This is a genomic window from Xanthomonas sp. LF02-5 (assembly GCF_034105325.1).
GTDB classification, from domain to species: domain Bacteria; phylum Pseudomonadota; class Gammaproteobacteria; order Xanthomonadales; family Xanthomonadaceae; genus Xanthomonas_A; species Xanthomonas_A sontii.
Genome location: NZ_JAXGGF010000002.1, coordinates 718,819 through 733,221, shown reverse-complemented (window position 1 = coordinate 733,221; position 14,403 = coordinate 718,819). Strand labels below are relative to the sequence as shown.

Below are 14,403 nucleotides of genomic sequence, written 5' to 3'. Positions count from 1 at the left end.
GTGTTCTCCAGACCAATGATGCCAAAGTCTAGGTTTTTAGAGGTGCCCTGAAGTCCCTCCCACGAGGGGCGCGCCGGCATCGCCGCGAACTGAAGTTTCCACCTGTGGGAGGGACTTCAGTCCCGACCCGATGGCACCAGGCACGCGAGCAGATGTGCTACAGCGCCGCCGGCTCTTCCAGCAACCATGCCTGCAACTGCGCCAGCGAGGCGACCTGGTGGTGCGGCACGATGCCCTCCGGCGCGGCGGCGCCGCGCGCATTGAACCAACAGGTGTGCAGGCCTGCGGCCAGGCCGCCGGCGATGTCCGCCTGCGGATTGTCGCCGACCATCAGCACCTGCGCCGGCGGTGGGTCGCCGAGTTGCGCCAGCGCGTGCGCGAAGATCCCCGGGTGCGGCTTGGCCACGCCCACCACCTCGGAAATGGCGATGACTTCGAAGCGGTCGTGCAGCCCGGTACGCTGCAGGCGCGCGTTCTGCAGCGCGCCGAAGCCGTTGGTGACCAGGCCCAGGCGCGCGCGCCCACGCAAGGCGTCGAGCAGATCCACCGCTCCGTCCAGCGGCGCACACAGCTCGGCCATCGCCGCCAGGAACGCCGTGTTCAAGGTCTCCGGCGCGGTCTGCAGGCGCTGCGCCCAGTCGGCGAAACGGCGCTGCTGCAATTGCAGCGCGGTGATCGCGCCGTTCTGGTACTGCACCCACAGCGGCCGGTTGCACGCCGTGTATTCGGCGAACTCGGCTTCGCCGAACTGCACGCCGTAGCCGGCGAACATCCGCTGCAGGCCGGCGAAGGCATCGAAGTGGAACAGGGTGTCGTCGGCGTCGAACAGGATCCAGCGGTAGCGCATGCGTTGGCACGACGGAGGCAGCGGGCGCTCATGGTAACGCCGCCTCATCGCACAGACGACGACGCCGGCCCGAAGGCCGGCGTCGCGTGCGGCGATGGCCGCGTCCTGCTTAGGCGCGCGTGCTCAGTGTCCCGACCCGCGCGAGGCGCCCAGCCCGGTCTCGGCGCGGATCTGCTGCGCCTTGAACGCGGCGCGTTCCTTGCCGGCCTGCGCGCTGCGGTCCAGCACCGAGAACAGCCAGATGCCGACGAAGCCGATGGTGACCGAGAACAGCGCCGGCGAGGTGTACGGGAACGGCGCCGAACCGGTCGGGTTGCCCAGCGTATCCACCCACACCGACGGCGACAGCACCGTCAGCACCAGCGAGGAGATCAGGCCCAGGAAACCGCCGATCACCGCACCGCGGGTGGTGCAGTTCTTCCACAGCAACGACAGGATCAGCACCGGGAAGTTGGCCGAGGCGGCGATGGCGAAGGCCAGCGACACCATGAAGGCCACGTTCTGCTTCTCGAACACGATGCCCAGCAGCACCGCGATCACGCCCAGTGCGATGGTGGTGACGCGCGATACCTTCAGCTCCGAACCCGGGGCCGGATTGCCCTTCTTGATCACCGTGGCGTACAGGTCGTGGGACACCGCCGAGGCGCCGGACAGGGTCAGGCCGGCGACCACCGCAAGGATGGTGGCGAAGGCCACCGCGGAGATGAAGCCCATGAACACGTTGCCGCCCACCGCGTTGCCGACCAGCACCGCCGCCATGTTGGCCGCGCCCTTGCCGCCGTGAATGGTGCCGGTGGCGACGTCGGCGAACTGCGGGTTGGTCAACACCAGGGCGATGGCGCCGAAGCCGATGATGAAGATCAGGATGTAGAAGTAGCCGATCCAGGTGGTGGCCCACAGCACCGACTTGCGCGCCTGCTTGGCGTCGGGGACGGTGAAGAAGCGCATCAGGATGTGCGGCAGACCGGCAGTGCCGAACATCAGCGCCATCCCGAAGGAGATCGCCGAGATCGGATCCTTGACGAAGCCGCCCGGGCCCATGATCGACAGGCCGGCAGTGGCTGCCTCTTCCGGCGAGGCGCCGCCGTTGGCCGCCACCGCGGTCTTCACCCGCACGCCCTCGGCGAACAGCGCCTCGAAGCTGAAGTTGAAGTGCCACATGATCGCCACGGCCATGAAGGTCACGCCGGTCAGCAGCAACACCGCCTTGATGATCTGCACCCAGGTGGTGGCGGTCATGCCGCCGAACAGCACGTAGACCATCATCAGCACGCCGACCAGGCTCACCGCCACCCAGTAGTCCAGGCCGAACAGCAGCTTGATCAGCGCGCCGGCGCCGACCATCTGCGCGATCAGGTAGAACAGCACCACCACCAGCGTGCCGGAGGCGGCGAAGCTGCGGATCGCGGTAGGCGCGAAGCGGTAGCCGGCCACGTCGGCGAAGGTGTACTTGCCGAGGTTGCGCAGGCGCTCGGCCATCAGGAAGGTCAGGATCGGCCAGCCGACCAGGAAGCCGATGGCGTAGATCAGGCCGTCGTAGCCGTTGGTCATCACCGCCGCGGTGATGCCCAGGAACGAGGCCGCCGACATGTAGTCGCCGGCGATCGCCAGGCCGTTCTGGAAGCCGGTGATGCCGCCGCCAGCGGTGTAGAAGTCCGACGCCGAGCGGGTCTTCTTCGCCGCCCACTTGGTGATCCACAGCGTGCCGGCGACGAAGAAGGCGAACATGCCGATCGCCACCCAGTTGGTCGGCTGCTTGTCGGTCTGGCCGACATCGCCGCCGGCGGCCAGGGCCGCGCCGGCCGGCAGCAGCGCGGCCAGCAGCAGCAGAAGGAAGCGCAGGTGCTTGCTCATTGGCGGGCGTCCTCGAGGATGTCGGCGGTCAGCTGGTCGTACACGGTGTTGGCGCGACGCACGTAGATCGCGGTGATGGCGATGGTGAAGACCATCACCCCGATCGCGATCGGGATGCCGATGGTGGTGACGCCGCTGCCCATCGGCTGGGCCAGGAACGCCTTGTCGAAGGCGATCAGGCCGATGAAGCCGAAATAGGCCAGCAGCATCAGGACGGTCAGCGTCCAGCCCAGCGCGTTGCGCTGGCGCTTGAGCGCGTGGTACTTCGGATTAGCGTCGATCTTGGCGATCAGCGCGTCGTTGGAGAGGCTCATGAGATGGCTCCGGTAAGTGGCCGCGGCGCGGATCAGAAGCTGTACTTGGTGGTGAACTGCAGGCGGGTGATGTCGCCCGTGGCGCCGCTTTCGATCTCGCGCTTGCCGTACATCAGCTCGGCGCCGATATCGACCTTGGGCAACGGCGAATAGAAGACGTTGCCGCGGATGCTCTGCACGCTTTTGGTCACGGCCAGGCCGGTGCGCGCGGTGTCGTTGTCGTAGTCGCTGCGCGCGTAGATCAGGTTGGTACGCAACTTGGGCGAGAACGCGTGGCGCCAGCCGACGTAGCCGGCGACCACCCCGACCGTGTCCAGATCGCGGTCGGCGGCGTCGTACACCGCGTTCTGGGTGATGCCCAGGCCGATGTAGCGGCCGATGCCTTCGCCGCCGGTGAGCTGGTAGAACAGGCTGTCGCTGTCGCTGGCCACCCACTTGCCGCCCAGGGTCAGGCCGCCGGAGGCCTTGCTGGCATCGGCGCCGGTGGCGCGGTTGTCGACCTTCTGCTGACCGACCACGCCGGCCACGCCGAAGCTGCCCCAGTCGCCCTTCCAGCCGTAGCGCACGGTCAGGTCCGGCAGCGCGCCGCGGTCGGAACTGGCGGTGCTGACCACGCCGGCCACGCTGCGCGTGTACAGCGTGGTTTCCGGATTCTCCAGGGCGATGCTGAAGCCGCCGTTGGTGTAGCGCAGCTGCGCCTGGCGCACGAACACCACGCCGTCGGTGGGGCCGATGAAGTCGGCCGCTTCCGGCAGCGCCGCCGGGTCCATGAAGTTGGACCAGGTCTGGCCGGCCAGCCAGTGGTTCCAGTACATGTAGGCGTGACGCAGGGTGGCGCCGTAGGTGTTGGTGGCGGTCTGGGTGCCCAGTGAATTGCCGAAGAAATCCAGTTCCACCAGCGCGCCGGCCTTGTTGCCGCCTTCGGTGACGCTGTCCACGCCGAAGTTGATCCGCGAGAACTTGGCATGCGCGTTGTAGTCGGTGCCGGACTTGGCCCCGCCCACCGGGGTCTGCCCGGGCAGGTACAGCGCGCGGCCGGTGGCGTCGTCGGCGAGCTGGCCGTCGCCGGTGCGGGTGGCCAGGAAGTCGGCCTTGATGAAGCCGCCGACCTTGAAGGTGGTGCCGGGCGTGGCCCCCGGGGTGATGGTGGTGACCTGGATCGGCGCCTTGCCGGCCGGCGGTGCCGGGGGTGGCGGCGGCGGCGCGGCCTGGGTCGAGCGGACCGCGGCGACCTCGGTCTGGGTCTGCGCGATCTGTCCCTGCTGCTGTTGCTGCGCCGACAGCAGTTGCTGCACCTGCCGTTCCAGCTCGGCCACGCGGGTCTCCAGCGCCTGTTCGCGCGCCGAGGGTTTGCCTTGGGCGAAGGCCGCGCCGGGCGCGACCAGGGCCACCAACAGCGCGGCCGCCAACGGGCGACGCGCCAAGGATGCGATGCGGTTGCTCATTACTCCCTCCCGAATAATGGATGGCCGCACGCATGCGCACGGCCGTAGCCCAGCGTGCGCGACCGCACCGGCCGCGCCTATTGGCCATTAGTCGAACGTCGGCTGAGTTACGACCATCGTCTAAGACCCGGCGCGTGTGCGCTTAACGCCGGATGCGGCACACTGCGCGTTGACGCGCCGCCGCATGCGGCGCCCCGTTCATTGCAGAGGGAACCATGGCCGATCTCTATCCCGTCGATCCGCAGTTCGCCGCCCGTGCGCGGGTCGACAAGACCCAGTACCAGACCCAGTACAAGGAATCGGTGGAACAGCCGGAGGCGTTCTGGGGCAAGGTGGCCGAGCGCCTGGACTGGTTCAAGAAGCCGACCCGGATCAAGGACGTCAGCTTCGCCCTGGACGATTTCCGTATCCGCTGGTTCGACGACGGCGAACTCAACGCCAGCGTCAACTGCCTGGACCGGCAACTGGCCACCCGCGGCGACAAGACCGCGCTGCTGTTCGAGCCGGACAGCCCGGACGCGCCGTCCTACCGCGTCACCTATCGCGAGCTGTACGAGCGCGTGTGCCGGCTCGGCAACGCGCTGCGCGCGCTGGGCGTGCGCAAGGGCGACCGCGTCACCATCTACCTGCCGATGATCCCCGACGCGGCGGTGGCGATGCTGGCCTGCGCGCGCATCGGCGCGATCCACTCGGTGGTGTTCGGCGGCTTTGCGCCCAACTCGATCGCCGATCGGGTGATCGACTGCGGCAGCAAGCTGATCATCACCGCCGACGAAGGCCTGCGCGGCGGCAAGAAGATCCCGCTCAAGGCCAACGTGGACGCGGCGCTGAAGCTGCCCGGCACCACCAGCGTGGAGACCGTACTGGTGGTACGCCACACCGGCGGCGCGGTGGACATGCAGGCCCCGCGCGACCGCTGGTTCCACGACGTGGTCGACAGCCAGCCGGCCGAGTGCGAACCCGAGCGCATGAACGCCGAGGACCCGCTGTTCATCCTCTACACCTCCGGCTCCACCGGCAAGCCCAAGGGCGTGCTGCACACCACCGCCGGCTACCTGCTGTACGCCGCCTACACCCACGAGACCGTGTTCGACCTGCGCGAGGACGACATCTACTGGTGCACCGCCGACGTGGGCTGGGTCACCGGCCACAGCTACATCGTATACGGGCCGCTGGCCAACGGCGCCACCGCGCTGATGTTCGAGGGCGTGCCCAACTACCCGAGCGTGTCGCGCTTCTGGGAAGTCATCGACAAGCACCAGGTGACGATCTTCTACACCGCCCCGACCGCGATCCGCGCGCTGATGCGCGAGGGCGAGGCGCCGGTGAAGAAGACCTCGCGCAAGAGCCTGCGCCTGCTCGGCAGCGTCGGCGAGCCGATCAATCCCGAAGCCTGGCGCTGGTACTACGACGTGGTCGGCGACGGCCGCTGCCCGATCGTGGACACCTGGTGGCAGACCGAGACCGGCGGCATCCTGATCACCCCGCTGGCCGGCGCCATCGACCTCAAGCCCGGCTCGGCGACGCTGCCGTTCTTCGGCGTGCAGCCGGCGCTGGTCAGCGCCGACGGCGAGATTCTGGAAGGCGCCACCGAGGGCAACCTGGTGCTGCGCGATTCCTGGCCGGGGCAGATGCGCACCGTCTATGGCGACCACCAGCGCTTCATCGACACCTATTTCCGCACCTACCCGGGCAGCTATTTCACCGGCGACGGCTGCCGCCGCGATGCCGACGGCTACTACTGGATCACCGGCCGCGTCGACGACGTCATCAACGTCTCCGGCCACCGCATCGGCACCGCCGAAGTGGAGAGCGCGCTGGTTTCCCACCCCAAGGTCGCCGAAGCGGCGGTGGTCGGCTTCCCGCACGACATCAAGGGCCAGGGCATCTACGCCTACGTGACCCTGGTTGCCGAGGAGCAACCGAGCGAGGCCCTGCACAAGGAACTGGTGGCCTGGGTACGCAAGGAGATCGGCCCGATCGCCGCTCCGGACCACCTGCAGTGGGCGCCGGGCCTGCCCAAGACCCGCTCGGGCAAGATCATGCGCCGCATCCTGCGCAAGATCGCCGAGAACGCCCCCGACCAGCTCGGCGACACCTCGACCCTGGCCGATCCGTCGGTGGTGGATTCGTTGGTGAACGAACGACTCACGCGCTGACGCGCGTCGGGAATGGGGAGTCGAGAATGGGGAATGGGAAAAGCCGTTCCCCGGTCGCTTCGAGATCTTAGGCACCCGACACTCCGCTTTTGCCGTTCCCATTCCCCATTCCCGTTTCCCCACTCCCGGCCTTCCAAATGCCCACCCTGCTGATCGCCGACGACCATCCCCTGTTCCGCGAGGCGCTGCGTGGGGCGGTGCAGCGGGTGATGCCGGGGGTGCAGTTGTACGAGGCCGACAGCGTCGAGGCGTTGTACGCGCTGGCCGATCGCCATGCCGATGCCGATCTGCTGCTGATGGATCTCAACATGCCCGGCGCGCAAGGCTTCAGCGCGTTGGTGCACATGCGCGCGCTGCATCCGCAGTTGCCGGTGGTGGTGGTGTCCGCGCGCGAGGAGCCGACGGTGATGCGGCGCGCGCTGGACCACGGCGCGTTCGGCTTCATCCCCAAGTCGGCCGACTCGGACACCATCGGCCTGGCCCTGGGCACGGTGCTGGACGGCGAGCACTGGGCGCCGCCGGAAGCGCACAACGTGCCGCCCACCGACCGCGCCGAACGCGAGGTCGGGCAGCGCCTGCGCGAACTGACGCCGCAGCAGTTCCGGGTGCTGCAGATGCTCGGTGCCGGCAGCCTCAACAAGCAGATCGCCTACGACCTGGGCGTGTCCGAGGCCACGATCAAGGCGCACGTCACCGCGATCCTGCGCAAGCTCGGCGTCACCAACCGCACCCAGGCGGTGCTGCTGGCCGGCAAGCTGGCCATCGACAGCGACGCCATCGTGCTGCCGCCGGAAGAGGACTGAGCCGCGGCGACGCCTGTCGAAGGTGCGAGCGGAGCGGATGCAGCGCGTGCGCGCACGTTGGCATTGCGCACGCGGCACGCTGGGCGCCTCCTTGTGGGAGGGACTTCAGTCCCGACGTGCTGAACGCTGAGCGCCAGTCGCACTCTTCGGCGCGACGGAAGCCACCCCACGCGGCGGCGATGCGTCGATTGCTGCATCCGGGAAATGAGGACGCGTCCGTGGCGCTGTCCTGAAGTGGCGCACACATTCGCACCTCGCGCTCTATGGCTGAGTGCCACGGCGAGAGCCACATGCGCAGGGAGTGGGCATCCTCGACCTATCACGCACACACGCGTGCCGTACCGCCGCAGAGCCACCGTCGATATAGCCGCAGCTATCAAGATAAGCTGCAGGTTCGCGTGCGTTCCAGGGATGTTCGCCGCAGTTGGGCGCTGTTAGACTGCGCGTCCCCTTGGGGAGTAGCCTGCTGTCCGCCCTGCGCGGACAGCGCCCGTATCAACAGACTCGGCCGATGCGCCGTGGTACGGGCAGCCAGTTCGGTTGGCGAGACCAGCGGCGAGTGCGCAAGGCGAAGGCCGGGCGCGCGCGCTCGTCGTTGTCGCCTGTCCCGGTACGGTCCCCCATGTCGTTTCTTTCGATTCTCCTGCTCGGCATCGCCATGTCGACCGACGCGTTCGCCGCCGCCGTCGGCAAGGGCGCGGCGATGCAACGCCCACGCTGGGCCGACGCGCTGCGTGCCGGCCTGATCTTCGGCTGTATCGAGGCACTGACCCCGGCACTGGGCTGGGTGCTCGGCCAAGCCGCGTCCAAGTACGTGGTCGCCTTCGACCACTGGATCGCCTTCGGCCTGCTCGGCGCACTGGGCGTGCACATGATCGTCGCCGGCCTCAAGCCGGAGTCCGACACGCCCGAGGAGGCCGCGCCCAAGCGCCACGGCTTCTGGAATCTGGCCGCCACCGGCTTGGCCACCAGCATCGACGCGATGGCGGTGGGCGTCGGCCTGGCCTTCCTCGACGTGAACATCGTCGAGGTCGCGGCGATCATCGGCCTGTGCACGCTGACCATGGTCACCCTGGGCATCATGCTCGGCCGCGCGCTCGGTGCGCTGGCCGGCAAGCGCGCGGAGATCGTCGGCGGCGCGCTGCTGATCGCGATCGGCTGCACCATCCTGTTCGAGCATCTGCATGGTGCAGGTTGATCGACGTGGTGCCGGTGCAGCCGGGATTGGGGATTCGGGATTGGGGATGTGCGGCGACGGTGCGTGTCCGTCCCGCACTGCCGGCGCCTTGGGTCAGGCCGGCTTGGCGGTGAATTCCAGGTAGGTGGACAGGATGTACTTGTCGCCGCTGCACGGCGGCAGGCCGGCATGCAGGAACATCCAGTACGGTGGGAAGACCAGCAGGCGGCCGGCGCGCGGCGCGATCTCCAGGTCCAGGTCGAGGAAGCGGGTGTGCCCGCCCTCGGCCACGTCGTTGAGATACCACAGGAACACCAGGTAGCGCCCGGTCTCCGCGTCGCAGGCGTCGAAGTGCGGCTGGAAGCGTTCGCCGGCATCGGCGCGGTAGCGCTTGATCCGCAGGTCGGCCAGGCGTGGGCGCCACGGTACTTCGGCGGTCAGCCCGAGATCGGCGTTGTAGCGCGCCAGTCCCGCACGCACCTGCTCGATGAAGAAGCCCTGGAATGCGGGATCGGCAAGACGGCTGACGTTGAGTTCGGTCCAGGCGCTGTCGTCCAGCCCGGCGCGCTGGCCGGCACCATTGCGGTTGTGCTGAGCGGAGGTCTGTTCGAATTGCGCGATCAGCTGCGCGCAGAAGCCCGGCTCCAGCGCCGCGTCGTAGACGCGGACGTAGTGACGCAGGTCGGTGTGGTTCATGCCCATCGGTACCGTTGGCCCCCATAGCAAAACGGCGCGCCCGCATGGACGCGCCGTGTCGCATGCTTTGGTGCCGCCCGCACAGGCGGGCGGCACCGGCTCCACTCAGAAGCGGTAGGTGGCCCGCATCCAGTAGTAGCGGCCGAGCGTGTCGTAGGTGCTCACGTCGGTGTTCGCGTTCAACACGTTGTTCTGGTACATCATCGGCGGCTGCTTGTTGGTCAGGTTGTCCACGCCCAGATCCAGGCGCAGGTTGGCCCCGGCCATGTCGTAGCCCACCTGCAGGTTGTGGTACATGTAGCTGCCGTAGTCCAGCACCACGCCCTTGAACGCCGCATCGGCGGACATGTTCTGGTTCAGGTCGCCACTGCCGACCTGCATCTTGCCGATCCAGCGCGTGGTCCAGCTCGCGTCCCAGTTGCCCAGCTTCCAGCCGACCAGGGCATGCGCGCGCCAGTGCGCGTAGTTGCCGTAGGACGAGTTGTAGCGACCGGCCATGTGCACCACCGTGTCCCCGGTGTCGATGTCGTAGCGGTGCAGGTAGGTGCTGTCCACGGCCAGGGTGAACTTGCCGTAGTCGGTGTCGGGCAGCGCATAGCTCGCGCCCAGGTCGATGCCCTGGGTGTTGAGCTTGCCGATGTTGACCACCGGCGTCTGGATGTAGTCGATGTTGCCGGCGCTGACGCTACCCGCCGGGTAACGGTGGATGTAGCTGCAGTAGGGACTGTTGTTGTCGTTGTAGCAGAGGTCGGCCACGGTCTGCGCGGAGATCGGCTGGATCAGGTCGTTGAGCTTGACCTTCCACCAGTCGAGGTTGACCGACAGGCCCGGCACGTACTCGGGGCTGTAGACCAGGCCGTAGTCGAACGAAGTGCCCTTCTCCGGCTTGAGCTGGTAGCCGACGTACGTGGCGCCGGACTTGATCGCGTTGGTCTGCGACAGGCCCGAACCGGTCCAGCCGGCCGGCACGCCGGCGCAGGCATTGGCGTTGCCGCTACCGCTGTAGCCGATGCACGGGTCGACGAAGTTCGGCGAGTCGGCGGTCGGGCCCTGATAGATGTCGGTGATGGTCGGCGCACGGAACACCTGCGCCGCGGTACCGCGCACCATCAGGTCGTGGATCGGCCGCCACTCCACCTGGAACGAGGCGCTGTTGTTGCCCGAGCGCACGCTGCTGTAGTCGGAATAGCGATCGCTCAAGGTCAGGTTGAGCGCGCCGATCGGCGAGGACTGCTCCAGCACCGGCATGAACAGCTGCGCATAGGCTTCCTTGACGTTGAAGCTGCCGCTCAGCGGCGAGGCGCAGGCCTCGGAGGAGATGGCGCAGGTGTTGTCGCTGTTGATCAGCGCGTTGGCAGACACCGAGGAGCTCAGGCTCTCCTTGCGGTAGAGCACGCCCACCGCCAGTTGTGCGGCGCCGGCCGGCATCTCCCACAGGCTGCCGTTGGCGCTGGCTTCCCACTGCCGCATGATCGTGGTGGTTTCCTGGCGCGGAATCGATTCGTTGCTGTTCAGCCAGGCGACCGTGTTGGCGTTGCCCTGGTCGAAGATGTTGACCTGCCCGCTGTTGATCGCGTTCTGCAGCGCGGCGTAGTCGACGTAGCCGTGGCTCCAGTTGCGCTGGCGGTAGTGGCCGTAGTTGAAATTGGCGTCCCACACCCAGCTGCTGTCGCCGATGCCGCCCTTCAGGCCGATCACGTCCTGGTCGGTGGCGGTGTCGTAGAAGCCTTCGCGCTGGCCGAGCGAGTTGAAGCGCGTACGCAGTTCGTAGCCGTTGGGGCCGAACTCCACGCCGAACGGGTTGTACGGGTTGTTGGCGGCGATGGTGATGCCGTCGTTCTGCGCGTCGAACGGCAGCGGCGCGATCGCGAAGTTGGACATGGTGTGGTTGTGGTAGGCGTTGACGTACGCCTGCATCGAGTCGGTGATGTTGAAGCTGCCGAGCACGAAGCCGCCGACACGCTGCTGCGGGGTCAGCAGCAGGTTCTCCGCCTGATAATTGTAGGAATCGGCCGAGGAGCTGTAGCACTTGTAGCCGCCGCTGCCGTTGCTGGTCAGCGCACCGTTGGCGCTGCAGCCGTTGGCCGCCAGGGTCGCCGCCGGCAGCTTGTAGTAGCCGGTCGGCGTGCGGCTGGAACCGCCCTTGTAGACGCTGCCGCTGGACAGGTACATCGCGTACTTGGAGAACGCGCGGTTGGCGGTGGAGACGTCCTTTTGCTTGTTGTAGTCCAGGCCGACCACCACGTTGCCGCGGTCCCAGGTCTTGCCGAAGGTGAAGCTGCCGCCCTGGCGCGCGCCGTCGCCGCGGCTGGTCTGGCCGTAGTTGGCCGAGACTTCCCCGCCTTCGAAGTTCTTGCGCAGGATGAAGTTGACCACGCCGCCGATGGCGTCGGAGCCGTACATCGCCGAGGCGCCGACCTTCAGCACTTCGACGTGGTCGATCATGTTGGCCGGGATCGAGTTGACGTCGTTGTTCTGGATGCGGTGGCCGTCGATCAGGATCAGCGTGCGCTCGTCGCCGAGGCCGCGCAGCGAGATGGTCGAAGCGCCATCGCCGCCGCCGTTGTTGACCTGCGGGTTGGTCGCGGCGCCGGCGATGCCAGGCAGCGCCTGCAGCAGGTCGCCCAGGGTCTGCTTGCCGCTCTGCTGGATCTGCTGGCGATCGACCACGGCGACCGGGCTGGCGGTCTCCACATCCACGCGGCGCACCAGCGAACCGGTGACGGTGAGCTTGTCCAGGGTCACCGGCGCGTCGCCGGACGCGGACGCCGCCGGCGTGGCGCTCTGCGCATAGAGCGTGGCGGGAAGCGTCGCCATGGCCAGGCAAACGGCGTGAGCGAGTCTGTTCTTTGCTACGGACATCGGGAAGACCTCATGTGATGTGCGACAAGCGCCGGCTGCACGCAGGCGCGAACCATCCCGGGCGCGGAAACGCGCGGCGGGTGAAATGGATGCCTCGGGCCAGCGGTCCATTACAGGACCGTCAGGCACTTGTTAGTTTTTTATAAGAAGGGTGTTGTTTCGGTGTGCCAACGTGCGCCAGCCCCTGACAAAAACACCGCTTCAAGCGCGGTACAGCGCACGCTGCGTTGTTGCCGTTCAACCAGCAGACGGGAACGGTTCAGACAACACGCAACGCTCAGTCGACGCGGTAGTCCCAGCGTCGCAGGAACGGCTGCAGCACCGGCAGTACCGGTGCGAAGGCGTCGCGATAGGCGTGCCAGCGGTCCAGGGCCTTGCGGTTGATGCCCTCCACCACCTGCGCGTAGCTGGGCGTGCTGATGAAGCCTTTGGCCCGCGCGTGGCGCTGGAAGTCCAGCAGCCGCTCCGGCTGCTGCAGCTGCAGGAACTGCCCCAGACGCGCCACCTGCGCCTGCGGATCGGCCACCAGGTCCTCGTAGCGCAACTCCAGCGTGCGTGGCTGCAGCAGGGCGGCGTGGTAGAGCCAGAACTCCATCGCGTCGGCATAGCCGCGCGCCAGCCGCGGCAGGCTGGCACACAGCAGGGCGAATGCCGGCGAGCGGAACGCCTGCATGTAGCAGCTCAGCAGCACGTCGCAGGGATGGCGCAGCGCCAGGATCACCGGCGCCTCCGGGAACAGGCGCCGGATCAGCGGCAGGCGCAGCAGGTTCAACGGGTTCTTGTCGACCAGGCGCTGGCCCGGCTGCAGCTGCACCACCCCGCGCACCGCCTGCCAGTACTCGGCGCGCAGCGCGTCACAGGCGGCATCGTCGAGCTCGCCCAGTCCGTCCGGCCAGGCCACGCCGCGCGCCTCCAGGCGGTCGGCCAGTCCCTGCAGGAACGGCCGCTCGTCCATCGCCACCAACTGCGGGTGGGCGTCGAGCATCTGTTCCAGCAAGGTGGTGCCCGAGCGCGGGAAGCCGACCACGAAGATCGGCGAGTCGGCCATGGCCGGCGCGGTCACCGGCCGCGCCGCGGCATGGCGTGCCGGATCCCAGCGGGCCTGCGCGACCGGCAATGGCGGTGCGTCCGCCGCCGCCAGCTCCGGCACCAGCGCGGCCAGGCCCTCGACCTGGCCGGCATGGCCCTGCGCGCAGGCATGCAGCGATTCGTCGTGAAGGCCGAGGCGATCGCAGACCCGCGCCAGGGCGAAGAACAGGTTGCTCTGTTTGCGCCGGTCGACCGCACTGCCATCGGCCAACAGCCCGCGCAGCAGCGCATGCGCCTGCTGCCAGTGGCCCTCGCGCATGGCCAGCACCGCCAGCGCATTGCTGGCGTCCTGGCGCACGTCCGGGTCGTCGATGCGCTCCGGCGGCGGCAGCTGCGCGGCGGCCTCGCGCGCCTGCGGCAGGCGGTTGGCGCGCTCGAGCACCAGCACCAGCCGCGACCAGGCGCGCGCTGGTTGCGCCATCGGTCCCTCGGCACAGGCGCGCAGCAGGCCGCAGGCGGTGTCGGTCTCGCCGCCCTGCGACAGCAGCCAGGCCAGTTCCACGGTGGTGTCCGGATCCAGCGGCGGCCACTGCCGCCAGTCGGCGATCAGCACCTGCACGCGCTGGAAGTCGCCGCACTCATGGCAGGCCATCGCCGCGTGCACGCACAGCGGCGGCGCCTGCGGCGCCAGCGCGTGGGCATCGAGCAGGTGTTCGCGGGCCGCGGCGTAATCGCCGGCGTCCATCGCCAGCAGGCCGAGGTTGTGGTGCGGCAGCGGATCGTCCGGCGCCAGCGCGCGGGCGCGCAGATAGGCCTCGCCTGCCGGGCCGGGGTCGCCGGCCTCGCGCAGCGCCGTGCCGAGGTTGTTCCAGTGCGCGACCTCGTGCGGCTCGCGCTCGGCCAGCGTGCGGTACACGGCGGCGGCCGGCGCCGGCTGGCCCTGCATCTGCAGGCTCATCGCCAGCAGACTGCTGGCCAGGACATCGTCGGGGCGCTGCCGCAGGTAGGCGCGGGCACCGCGTTCGAGGGTCCGCGCCTGGCCGGCCTCCAGCGCCGCCAGCAGGTCCGGGAGCGGGGGGATCGCGGTGTCGTCCAGGGAGGTCATGCGCAGGCGGGTCGTGGGCGGTCCTCCACCTTAGCCGCCCGCCCGCGCCGTGCGCCACGCCGGTCGCGCCGACGGCTGCCACATAACCCATACATTGCCGTTACGAAGGCGC

The 14,403-nt window shown here is 68.4% G+C and carries 10 protein-coding genes; 3 read left to right on the top strand and 7 right to left on the bottom strand.

Annotation, left to right across the window (positions count from 1 at the left end):
* Positions 1 to 157: 157 nt before the first annotated feature.
* The 4 genes from yjjG to SLW52_RS09140 all read right to left on the bottom strand — a co-directional run bounded on the left by yjjG (position 158) and on the right by SLW52_RS09140 (position 4,460).
* Positions 158 to 847, bottom strand: coding sequence for a pyrimidine 5'-nucleotidase (yjjG, locus tag SLW52_RS09155; protein ID WP_267126520.1), 690 nt, complete (start codon positions 845 to 847; stop codon positions 158 to 160).
* A gap of 123 nt (positions 848 to 970) precedes the next feature.
* On the bottom strand, positions 971 to 2,701 hold the full coding sequence (locus SLW52_RS09150; protein WP_017915353.1) for a cation acetate symporter: 1,731 nt from the start codon (positions 2,699 to 2,701) through the stop codon (positions 971 to 973).
* Positions 2,698 to 3,015 (bottom strand): DUF485 domain-containing protein, encoded by a 318-nt coding sequence (locus SLW52_RS09145; RefSeq protein ID WP_017915354.1) that lies wholly within the window; start codon positions 3,013 to 3,015, stop codon positions 2,698 to 2,700. Before SLW52_RS09145 ends, SLW52_RS09150 begins: the two co-directional genes overlap by 4 nt.
* Positions 3,016 to 3,047: 32 nt before the next feature.
* Positions 3,048 to 4,460: a DcaP family trimeric outer membrane transporter gene (locus SLW52_RS09140; protein ID WP_267119469.1), complete on the bottom strand. Its 1,413-nt coding sequence runs from the start codon at positions 4,458 to 4,460 to the stop codon at positions 3,048 to 3,050.
* 215 nt (positions 4,461 to 4,675) lie between these two features.
* Between SLW52_RS09140 and acs the strand changes: the two genes are divergently transcribed.
* From acs to mntP, 3 genes are all read left to right on the top strand, one after another.
* The gene (gene acs / locus SLW52_RS09135; protein ID WP_017915356.1) at positions 4,676 to 6,619 is read left to right on the top strand and encodes an acetate--CoA ligase; all 1,944 of its coding nucleotides are present in this window, start codon (positions 4,676 to 4,678) and stop codon (positions 6,617 to 6,619) included.
* Between the two features lie 137 nt (positions 6,620 to 6,756).
* Positions 6,757 to 7,422 carry a response regulator transcription factor gene (locus SLW52_RS09130; protein ID WP_010342764.1) on the top strand — a complete coding sequence of 222 codons (666 nt, stop codon included), beginning with the start codon at positions 6,757 to 6,759 and terminating at the stop codon, positions 7,420 to 7,422.
* A gap of 622 nt (positions 7,423 to 8,044) precedes the next feature.
* Positions 8,045 to 8,620, top strand: coding sequence for a manganese efflux pump MntP (gene mntP, locus SLW52_RS09125; RefSeq protein WP_010342765.1), 576 nt, complete (start codon positions 8,045 to 8,047; stop codon positions 8,618 to 8,620).
* 93 nt (positions 8,621 to 8,713) lie between these two features.
* On the opposite strand, the gene SLW52_RS09120 is transcribed toward mntP, so the two are convergent.
* From SLW52_RS09120 to SLW52_RS09110, 3 genes are all read right to left on the bottom strand, one after another.
* Positions 8,714 to 9,301 (bottom strand): 2OG-Fe(II) oxygenase, encoded by a 588-nt coding sequence (locus tag SLW52_RS09120; RefSeq protein ID WP_320740064.1) that lies wholly within the window; start codon positions 9,299 to 9,301, stop codon positions 8,714 to 8,716.
* A 99-nt stretch (positions 9,302 to 9,400) separates the two neighbouring features.
* Entirely contained in the window at positions 9,401 to 12,112 is a 2,712-nt protein-coding gene (locus SLW52_RS09115) for a TonB-dependent receptor (protein ID WP_320740063.1), read from the bottom strand.
* A gap of 322 nt (positions 12,113 to 12,434) precedes the next feature.
* On the bottom strand, positions 12,435 to 14,291 hold the full coding sequence (locus SLW52_RS09110) for a sulfotransferase (protein WP_320740062.1): 1,857 nt from the start codon (positions 14,289 to 14,291) through the stop codon (positions 12,435 to 12,437).
* Positions 14,292 to 14,403 lie beyond the last annotated feature (112 nt).

Excerpts from the sequence above, each read along its gene's own strand:
- yjjG (WP_267126520.1), bottom strand. The coding sequence starts at position 847 with ATGCGCTACCGCTGGATCCTGTTCGACGCCGACGACACCCTGTTCCAC.
- SLW52_RS09150 (WP_017915353.1), bottom strand. The coding sequence starts at position 2,701 with ATGAGCAAGCACCTGCGCTTCCTTCTGCTGCTGCTGGCCGCGCTGCTG.
- SLW52_RS09145 (WP_017915354.1), bottom strand. The coding sequence starts at position 3,015 with ATGAGCCTCTCCAACGACGCGCTGATCGCCAAGATCGACGCTAATCCG.
- SLW52_RS09140 (WP_267119469.1), bottom strand. The coding sequence starts at position 4,460 with ATGAGCAACCGCATCGCATCCTTGGCGCGTCGCCCGTTGGCGGCCGCG.
- acs (WP_017915356.1), top strand. The coding sequence starts at position 4,676 with ATGGCCGATCTCTATCCCGTCGATCCGCAGTTCGCCGCCCGTGCGCGG.
- SLW52_RS09130 (WP_010342764.1), top strand. The coding sequence starts at position 6,757 with ATGCCCACCCTGCTGATCGCCGACGACCATCCCCTGTTCCGCGAGGCG.
- mntP (WP_010342765.1), top strand. The coding sequence starts at position 8,045 with ATGTCGTTTCTTTCGATTCTCCTGCTCGGCATCGCCATGTCGACCGAC.
- SLW52_RS09120 (WP_320740064.1), bottom strand. The coding sequence starts at position 9,301 with ATGGGCATGAACCACACCGACCTGCGTCACTACGTCCGCGTCTACGAC.
- SLW52_RS09115 (WP_320740063.1), bottom strand. The coding sequence starts at position 12,112 with ATGGCGACGCTTCCCGCCACGCTCTATGCGCAGAGCGCCACGCCGGCG.
- SLW52_RS09110 (WP_320740062.1), bottom strand. The coding sequence starts at position 14,291 with ATGACCTCCCTGGACGACACCGCGATCCCCCCGCTCCCGGACCTGCTG.